7 protein-coding genes are annotated in these 8,412 nt (G+C 73.2%); 1 reads left to right on the forward strand and 6 read right to left on the reverse strand.

What is annotated here, in order from left to right:
* Positions 1–302: 302 nt before the first annotated feature.
* Positions 303–575: a WhiB family transcriptional regulator gene (locus ABT130_RS46010; protein ID WP_030904446.1), complete on the forward strand. Its 273-nt coding sequence runs from the start codon at positions 303–305 to the stop codon at positions 573–575.
* On the opposite strand, the gene ABT130_RS46015 is transcribed toward ABT130_RS46010, so the two are convergent.
* The 6 genes from ABT130_RS46015 to ABT130_RS46040 form a co-directional block, all read right to left on the reverse strand.
* Entirely contained in the window at positions 568–1,122 is a 555-nt protein-coding gene (locus ABT130_RS46015; RefSeq protein WP_350966261.1) for a DUF72 domain-containing protein, read from the reverse strand. The two genes, ABT130_RS46010 and ABT130_RS46015, sit on opposite strands and share 8 nt — an antisense overlap.
* A 50-nt stretch (positions 1,123–1,172) precedes the next feature.
* Complete coding sequence (locus ABT130_RS46020) at positions 1,173–1,976, reverse strand: DUF3152 domain-containing protein (protein ID WP_350966262.1); 804 nt, start codon at positions 1,974–1,976, stop codon at positions 1,173–1,175.
* 185 nt (positions 1,977–2,161) lie between these two features.
* Positions 2,162–3,106, reverse strand: a complete 945-nt coding sequence (bdeA, locus tag ABT130_RS46025) for a bis(hydroxyethyl) terephthalate hydrolase (protein WP_451936265.1) — start codon at positions 3,104–3,106, stop codon at positions 2,162–2,164.
* 207 nt (positions 3,107–3,313) lie between these two features.
* Complete coding sequence (locus ABT130_RS46030) at positions 3,314–6,073, reverse strand: helix-turn-helix transcriptional regulator (RefSeq protein WP_350966263.1); 2,760 nt, start codon at positions 6,071–6,073, stop codon at positions 3,314–3,316.
* Between the two features lie 187 nt (positions 6,074–6,260).
* Positions 6,261–7,910, reverse strand: coding sequence for a phosphoenolpyruvate--protein phosphotransferase (gene ptsP, locus ABT130_RS46035; RefSeq protein WP_350919419.1), 1,650 nt, complete (start codon positions 7,908–7,910; stop codon positions 6,261–6,263).
* The gene (locus tag ABT130_RS46040) at positions 7,903–8,187 is read right to left on the reverse strand and encodes an HPr family phosphocarrier protein (RefSeq protein ID WP_350919422.1); all 285 of its coding nucleotides are present in this window, start codon (positions 8,185–8,187) and stop codon (positions 7,903–7,905) included. The genes ptsP and ABT130_RS46040 overlap by 8 nt, the downstream gene beginning before the upstream one ends.
* Positions 8,188–8,412: the final 225 nt, after the last annotated feature.

An 8,412-nucleotide genomic window follows, 5' to 3' on the forward strand; every position in this document is an offset into this window, starting at 1 on the left:
CGCTCGCCGCGCCCGCGGCGCGCCCGGGGGTGGCGGTGCCCCCCCGCGCGGGGGGGGGGGGCGCCCCCCCCCCCCCCCCGGCGGGGGCGGCGGTCGCCGGGCCCCGGAGCGCGGGGACGGTCCGCCGTTACGCACCGCCGGGGTTCGACCCACTGATCGAGGCCTTCCTTAACGGAAGAGACTATTGGTCAAAATCGCCCGATTTTTCCGCTTAAGAAGGTATGAGTACCACTACAGCGGGCACGCGATCCTCAACCTGAGCTGCCAGTATCTGAGCCGTTCTCACTCCCAATTGGATCGCCATGCCTGTTAAGAGCAACGTTATTCCGATCATCAACTGGTCTCGCCGCTCCTCCTGCCTCAGCGAGGATCCCGAACTCTTCTTTCCGGTGTCCTACGAGGGGCCGGGTCGTGAACAGTACGAGCGTGCCAGAGCCGTGTGCCGCCGCTGCCCGGTGCGCGGGCGCTGCCTGGAGTACGCGTTGAACACCCAGCAGATGGACGGTGTGTGGGGAGGCACCACCCCCGACGAGCGCAGGGCCACCATGACCAGGGCGAGGCGTCAGGTCAGGTAGCGGTGCCCCGGAGCCGGCCGGCCGTCCAGATCTCGCCCTGCCCGTCCTGTCCGCCGGGCTCGCCCGCCTCTTCGACGAGCGCGCGGAACCTGGCGGCGTTGCGCTGGGCGTTGTCCCGGCAGCAGTTGTTGAAGAGCACGTGGGTGACCTCGGCGCGCGCGGCGAGTTCTCTGATCCTGACCGCCCAGTGCTCGAGTTCCGCCTCCGAGTACAGGTAGGCGAAGCGCTCGTCGACGCTCTTGCCGGCCCACCCGTCGGAGTGCCCGTGCAGCCGCACCACGGCGAGGCCGGAGGTCGCGGCCAGGACCGGCGGGATCGACGAAGGGTGCCCCTGGGGCATGTCGACCCCCAGGTAGGTGAGATCGTGTTCGGCGAGGAAGGCCAGGGTGTCCTCGAGGTTCTCCTCGTCCATCCAGGTGTGGTTGCGGAACTCGACGCTGATCCGCTGGTCCCGGTGTCGCGTGGTCTCTACGGCCTCGCGCCGACTACGGCTACCCGCATGTCCATCGGGTGCCCGGGGAGAGGCCGGTGAACCTCCCTCCGCCACGGCTTTGCCGTACGCGGTGGTTCACCGGCTCCACGTGACCGCCGTGCCGGTCAGCGGCGGGGCGACGGCCAGGGGTTGGGGCGGCAGCCGTACAGGGACTTGGTCTGCTGGAGCATCACCGGGGCCCGCCGGCCGGGGCCGGGGCAGGACACGTGGCCGTGGCCGAGGCCGTGCCCGACCTCGTGGCTGATCACGTACTCGCGGTAGGAGGCCACGTCACGGCCGTAGCCTCGCGCCCCGGTGTTCCAGCGGACCGCGTTGATGATCGCGCGCCCGCCGTTCCAGCAGGACAGCGTGCCGTTGGTCCGCATCGGCAGGCAACGCCGATCGGCCGTCTCCGGGCTGCTCAGCGAGACCCTGAGCTCCACCGGACCGCGCGCCACCCGTTTGAACCGGTACCCCCAGCCACGCGGGTCGTTGAGGATCCGGTGCACCTCGGAGGCGAACTCATCCACCTCGAACGGCAGGCCGCGCTCGACCTCCACCGCGTACCGGACGACCCTGCCCTTGCCCCTGGGAGGTCTGGCCTCGCCGGGGGCGACGGCGTAGCGGCCCTTGGCCGCCCGGGGCACCTTCACCCTCAGCGGTTGCTGCCGGCCGTTGGCCAGCAGGAGCGGCTCCTCGGCCGGGCCGGAGGGGTCGGCCGTACTCCGAGGCTGCGGTGGCGGGGTCGGTGTCACCGGCGTCACGGGTATCTGGGGCAGGGCGGCGTCCGGGGGTGGGGGAATGTCGGGAACAGGCTCGAGGTGACCGCTCAGCAGGGTGACCGCTCCGGCGGTGAACGTGGCCATGACGCTGAACGCGAGAAGCCACATAACGGTCTTGGAGTCACGTCGACTTTCGTTCCTGGACATAGTCCGTAAACCCTATTGCCCTCCGGAGGTAACTGATCAAACCAGGGGAAAATCCATCAGATGGTGGCATCTCGGGGAGTCTTGGGGTGGGTACGCCGACGGCGGCCGCGGGTGGCGGCCGCCGTCGGGTCAGGGGGTTCGCGGTCGTGGGCCGCCGCCGGTGCCGTGCTGCGACGGCGGACCGGTTAGGAGTGCGGGCAGGTGTCCTGGTACTCGGAGATGTTCCGGTCACCCCGGGGTGCGGGGCACAGGAACTGCTCGTAGCGGGTGTCGTTGTCGACGAACCGCTTCAGCCACGAGATGCTGTACTTGGCGATCGTCGTGTTGGAGCTGTTGGGCGCGAAGTGGCCGGCCCCGTCGAGTTCCAGGTAGGCCTTCTCCGAGGAGGCCGGGATGCCGTTGTAGAACGGCTTGGAGTGCAGGCCCACCGAGGCGATGGTGTCGTTCTCCGCGCCGACGATCAGCGTCGGGACCCGGATGCCCGACCAGTTCTTGGTCAGGTTCCACGCGGTCAGCGGGATGGCCGCCTGCAGCTGCGGCCGGCTGTTGGCGGCCTCCAGGGTGCCACCGCCGCCCATCGAGTGCCCCATCACGCCGAGCCTGCCGGCGTCGACCCGGCCGGCCGCCGAACTGCTCTGCACCAGGTAGTCGAGCGCGGCCAGCAGTTGCCTGCCTCGGCTGGCGGGCTGGTCCGCGGTGGTGATGGTGTCGATGTTGAAGACCACGAAGCCGTGGGAGGCCAGCCGCGAGGCGAGCCAGGCCATGCTCGACCTGCTCGCGGTGTAGCCGGGGGCGATGGCTATTCCGCCGAAGGTCCCCTCGCTGGTGGACGTCGGGTAGTAGATCGTCCCTCCGCCGAAGCCGGTCACCCGGAGCGAGGAGACGTTGGTCTCCGCGATCGCGAACGGCCCTCTGACCGCCTCGATGCCGGCGTTGGTCGGGTCGGGGCCGCGGTCGTACGGGCCCGCGGCGGCGGCCTGTGCGGCGGGGGCCGCGACGGCCTGCGCGGCGGGCGCGAGGCCCCCGCCGGTGCCGAGCAGAGCGAGTGCGAGGGTCAGCGTGGCGACAGTCGTCGCCCGGCGGGATCGCCTGGGCGCGTGGGCCTGGGGGGTGGTGCTGTACGGCTGCACGTTGCTGTACTCCGTTCCTGTGGGGGGAACCAGGGCGATACGGTGGTCGGCCGACGACCGTTCGTCGCGCCGGTCCGCCGCCGGAGGGTGGCGACGGCACAGTCAGCGCCACCGGGTAACCCCTCGGCTTTCTGACATTCGCCACTTTCTCGTTGTCAGGTCCGGAGTGCATCGGTGAAATCACCCGTACCGCACTGCACCCGTGAATCAGGACATCAGTCGCACCAGCTCCACCCGCGAGCGGATGTCGAGCTTGGTGAAGATGTTCCTGAGGTGGTGCTCGACGGTCCTCGGGCTCAGGAAGAGCCGGGCCGCCACCTCCCGGTTGGTGGCGCCGTCCGCGACGATCCGCGCGATCTGGTACTGCTGTGCCGTGAGGTTCTCGGTGGCCCTGGGGCGAGACGACCTGACGGCCTCCCCGGCTCCGCGCAGCTCGGTGCGGGCCTGCTCGGCCCAGAGGCGCGCGCCGGACCGCTCGAACGTCTCCAGGGCGCTGTGCAGGTGCTCCCTGGCCGCGCCGGGACGCCGGTTCCTGCGCAGGGCGCTGCCGAAGAGCAGCTGGGTGCGAGCCGTCTCGAACTCGGAGAAACCCTGGTGGTGCAGGTCGAGCGCTGCTCTGAAGTACTCCTCGGCGTCACCCGGGGCGGTCAGGAGCGCGTGACAGCGCGTGGCGAGCGCGCGCCGGTCGGGGCTGCGGGTGCTGCCCACCCAGCCGTCCAGCACCCGCAGGGCCCTCTCGGCCGCCTTCCGGTCGCCCGTGCGTGCGGCGGCCTCGACGAAGTGGGGCGTCGACATGACCCGCACCACGAGGTGGCCGCCTGTCCCGCCCGACCTGGACGTGGCCCGCAGCCGCTTGGCCGCGTCGGCGTGGCGTCCCGCCGCGAGGTCGAGGTGGGCCAGCGCCCAGTTGCCGAGTGCCCCCGCCACGCCCAGGCCATGGGCGCCCGCCAGCTCGATGGCGCTCGCCGCCCTGATCGCGCACGTCTCCTCGTCGCCCTCGACGGCCGCGGTGAGCGCGAGCCATCCCAGGTGCTGGCCCGCGCTGTTGGGCCTGCCGCGCTCCTGGGCGATCCGGAGTCCCTCGACGGCGCTGGCGGCGATGGAGGCGTAGCGGCCCATCCAGATCTCGGCCTGGATCATGAACTCCAGTACCTGAGGCACCGTGGAGACCGCCCCGAGCGCGCGCGCCGTCTCCACCGCCCGGCCGAACAGCCGCTGCGCCTGCGCGTCGTCGCCCAGCAGCAGGCCGGCCACGCCCGCCCACACCAGCACCGACGGGGTGCGCACCGAGGGCGCGAGCTCCAGCACCCGGCGGAGCGGATCGGCCGCCTCCCGGTGACGGCCGCCGAAGGTCGCCGCCGTACCGGCCAGATACTCGAACATCAGCTGGGTGGCCGCCGGGTCGTCCGGGCGGCGCAGCGTGGCGGCCCGCCGTGCTATGTCCAGGTAGCGGACGTTGTCGCCGGCCAGATAGCTCGCCTCGCCCGCACGGATGAACACCCGGACGGCCTGTCCCCGGTCCCTGTCCAGCAGCGACTCGGCCGCCGACATCAGGTCGTCCCCGGCGCTGCCGGTCTTCCCGCTGCGCAGCTCCAGGCTGCCGCGGATCAGCTCGGCCTGGCTCCGTACCTCCTCGGAGATGGTCAGCGAGTGCAGGCGGGCCAGCAGCGACCGGGCGCGCCGGGGCAGCCCGGCACGCCACGCGCGGTTGGCGGCGGCGGCCAGGCGCGCGGCCTTGACGTCGCCGTGCGCGGTCAGCTCGGCCGCCCGCTCGAAGGCGAGGAAGGAGGCCGGATGGCCGCCCTGGAAGCCCGCCGCCGCGGCGGCCGCGGCCAGTTCGTCGGCCAGCGACTCGTCGGGACCGTCCATCGCGGCGGCCCGATGCCAGGCGCGCCGCAGCCGCTGGTGGTCGTGGCGCAGCACGCCGGCGAGCAGGCGGTGTGCCGTGCGGCGCCGGGCAAGCGAGGAACCGGCGTAGACCACGGCCCGCATCGCGGGCTCGTGGAAGTCGTAGCGGTCGCCGGCGACATCGGTGACGCGGACGATCACGCCCGCCCGCTCCGCCGGTTCGAGCACGGTCAGCGCGCACCGCGGCTCCGCGGCCTCGAGCAGGGTGACCGTCTCCAGGCCGGGGTCGGCCGCGAGCAGCAGGAGCATGTCCGCGGTGTCGCCGGGCAGCCGCGCCAACCGGTCGGCGTACGCGCGCCAGAGCCGCCCGCCCCTCGGCAGCGTCTCGGGCGGCGCGGCGGCACCGGAGAGCTGTTCGGGACTGAGCGACCGGGCGAGCTCCCCGAGCGCGAGCGGGTTGCCGCAGGCGATCTCCAGCAGCGACGCCCGCACGTCGTCGGTCAGTCCCGGCACCAGGTCGCCTGCCAGCCGCCCGGCCGCCTCCCTGTCCAGGGCGTCCAGTTCGAAGGCCGGTATGTCGTCGGGGACGGCGGTGCCGTCGTCGGCACCGAACAGCAGCGCCACCGCCTCCCCCGTCAGCCGCCTGGCCGCGAAGAAGAGCGCCTCGCGGCTGGGCGCGTCGAGATGGTGAACGTCGTCGACGCAGGCCAGCACCGGGCCGCCGGCAGCCACCAGGAGGTTGAGCACCGCGGCGGGAAGCGCCAGCCCGCCGTCCACCGCGCCCAGCTCCAGTGCCCGCGCCAGCGCCGCGGCCTGTGCCGGGGGCAGCGCGGGCAGCTGGTCGGCGATCGGCCGGAGCAGTCCGTGCAGCCCGGCGCAGGGCAGGTGCGACTCCGCCTCGCTGCCGCGCACCCTGAGCACGACGAAGTCGCCCGACTCGCCCGCGCGTTCAGCCGCGACATCGAGCATCGCGGTCTTTCCCGTTCCCCGCGCTCCCCGCAGGATCAGCGCGCCTCCGGATCCGTCGCGCGCGGCGTCGAGGAGTCGCAGCAGTGCGTCCTGCTCCGCGTCACGGCCGTGCAGCGCCGGTGACCGGGTGACGGGGGAGGGGGAGGGCATGTCCCAGTGTTACGCGCGTATGTCGCGCCTGGAAAGGGCCGGTGCGGGGGTCTCCGCCGGTCCGCGCCGGTGCCCCGGCGCTTTCCGCGGGAAAGACCGGTGATTTCACCGATGCGCGCCGGGGAAACGGGCCGGAGGCGGCAACCGGGCCGGAGGGAGGGGGTCTCCGGCCCGGTTCAGGGGGTGCTCACCAGCCCGGGACGATCATCTTTCTGGCCTGCCCGGGGTCGTCCGCGCCCAGGGCGAACCGGGCGTTGTCGCGGCACTGCGCCAGGGAGTGCGCGGCGAGGCTCTCCCGCACCGCGGGAACACTGGGCGCCGACATCGACAGGCTGGTGACGCCCAGCCCGACCAGGACCGTCGCCAGGAGCGGGTCCGCCGCCGCCTCGCCGCACACGCCGACGGGCTTGCCCACCGCCTGCCCGGCCGCGGCGCAGTCGGCGATCAGCTGGAGCAGCGCCGCCTGCCAGGGGTCGAGCAGGTCGGCGAGATCTCCGTGCTGCCGGTCGGAGGCGAAGGTGTACTGGCTCAGGTCGTTGGTGCCGATGCTCAGGAAGTCGAGCTCCTTCAGCAGGCGTTCGGCACGCAGCGCGGCGGCGGGGACCTCCACCATCGCCCCGACGCGGGCGATTCCCCGGGCGCGGGCCCGCCCGGCGAAGTCGGCCGCCTCGCCCACCGTCGTCACCATGGGCGCCATCACCCACGGCTCGGCTCCGCTCTGGCGCGCGGCCTCGGCGATGGCGTCGAGCTGGGTGTCGAGCACCTCGGGCCTGACCCGGGACACCCGCAGCCCCCGCACGCCCAGCGCCGGGTTGGTCTCTTCGGCCAGCCCGAGGAACGGCAGCGGCTTGTCGGTGCCCGCGTCGAGGGTGCGGACCACGACGTGCCCGCCGGGCGCGGCGCGGAAGACCGCGGCGTAGGCGGCCACCTGCTCCTCGTAGCCCGGCTCCTCACGCCGGTCCAGGAAGAGGAACTCCGTACGGAACAGTCCCACTCCCTCGGCGTCCACCCCCTGCGGGGCGAGGTCGGCCGCGGAGCCGATGTTGAGCAGCAGCTTGACCGGGTGGCCGTCGGAGGTACGGCCGGGGCCCCGGCTCGTGCTCGCCCGGCGGCGTTCGGCCTCCGCCAGGCGCTGGATCTCGGTGGCGGCCTCCTCGCCGATGCCGACCTCCACCTCGCCCCGCAGACCGTCGACGGACACCCACGTCCCCTCGCCGACCTCGCTCACCTCCCGGCAGGCGACCACGGCGGGCAGGCCGCGGGCGCGGGCCAGGATGGCGGTGTGGCTGGTCGGGCCGCCCTTTGAGGTGACGAGGGCGAGGACGGTGTCGGGGTCCAGGTTCACCGTGTCGGCGGGGGAGAGATCCTCGGCGACCAGGACGAAGGGATGACCGGGGGTGGGCACCCCGGGAACGGGCAGGCCGAGCACCGTCGCGACGGCCCGGTTGCGGACGTCGTCGAGGTCGGCGGCTCGCTCGGCGATGTAACCGCCCGCCGCCAGCAGTGCGCGCCGGTGGTGGGCGCATGCCTCGTCGATGGCGTGCGCGGCGTCCCTGCCCGACCTGACGGCGGTCTCTACGGACTCGTGCAGACCGGGGTCGTCGGCGATGAAGGACTGCGCCTCCAGGATCGCCCGCGCGTCGGTGTCGGGCGCCTTCTCCGCCCGCTCCGCCAGTTCGGTGGCGGTGGCTCGCAGCGCGTCCAGCGCCCGGCCGAGTTCGGCGTCGGCGTCGGCGACCGGCGTGGGGGCCGGCAGCTCCGGCGGGGCCGCCATCCGGCAGACCCGTCCGGCGGCCCGCCCCGGGCTCACGCCCAGGCCCTTGAGCGTCTCAGCCATGCGGTGTCTCTTCGGCGTCGAGGTCGCGGGCGAGCAGGTCGGCGAGGGAGGTGAGGGCCTCGTCGGCTCCCGGTCCCTCCGCGTCCAGGGTGACCTCCGTGCCGTGCGTCGCGCCCAGCGCCAGTACGGCGAGCATGCTGTTGGCGGGTACGGGTTTGCCTTCCCCGACCCGGATGCGGACGGGCACCCCCTGCTTGGCCGCGGCCTGCACGAAGATCTTCGCGGGCCGGGCGTGGAGGCCCGTGCTTGAGGCGATGACCACTGTCCTCTCCGGCATCTCCGGTTCTCCTTCTGCGTGTTCTGCGAGTGGTGTGAGCTTGCGCCGGCTCTCCCGCCGGATCCGGCGGGAGGCGGGTGGGGCACTCCGGTGTGGGGAGCGGGTCTTCCGGAGGTTCCCCGGCATGGTCTTGCGCTCCTGTCCGGCCCGGAGGCCCGGAGCTCCGGGGGCCGGAGCTCCGGGCCGGGGGCGGTCAGGGCTCGATGGTGACCTTGATGGCCTCGC

Origin of the sequence: Streptosporangium sp. NPDC001681 (genome assembly GCF_040298085.1) — a bacterium.
In the GTDB taxonomy this organism is placed as follows: Bacteria; Actinomycetota; Actinomycetes; order Streptosporangiales; family Streptosporangiaceae; genus Streptosporangium.

Excerpts from the sequence above, each read along its gene's own strand:
- ABT130_RS46010 (WP_030904446.1), top strand. The coding sequence starts at position 303 with ATGCCTGTTAAGAGCAACGTTATTCCGATCATCAACTGGTCTCGCCGC.
- ptsP (WP_350919419.1), bottom strand. The coding sequence starts at position 7,910 with ATGGCTGAGACGCTCAAGGGCCTGGGCGTGAGCCCGGGGCGGGCCGCC.
- ABT130_RS46020 (WP_350966262.1), bottom strand. The coding sequence starts at position 1,976 with ATGTCCAGGAACGAAAGTCGACGTGACTCCAAGACCGTTATGTGGCTT.
- ABT130_RS46030 (WP_350966263.1), bottom strand. The coding sequence starts at position 6,073 with ATGCCCTCCCCCTCCCCCGTCACCCGGTCACCGGCGCTGCACGGCCGT.
- ABT130_RS46040 (WP_350919422.1), bottom strand. The coding sequence starts at position 8,187 with ATGCCGGAGAGGACAGTGGTCATCGCCTCAAGCACGGGCCTCCACGCC.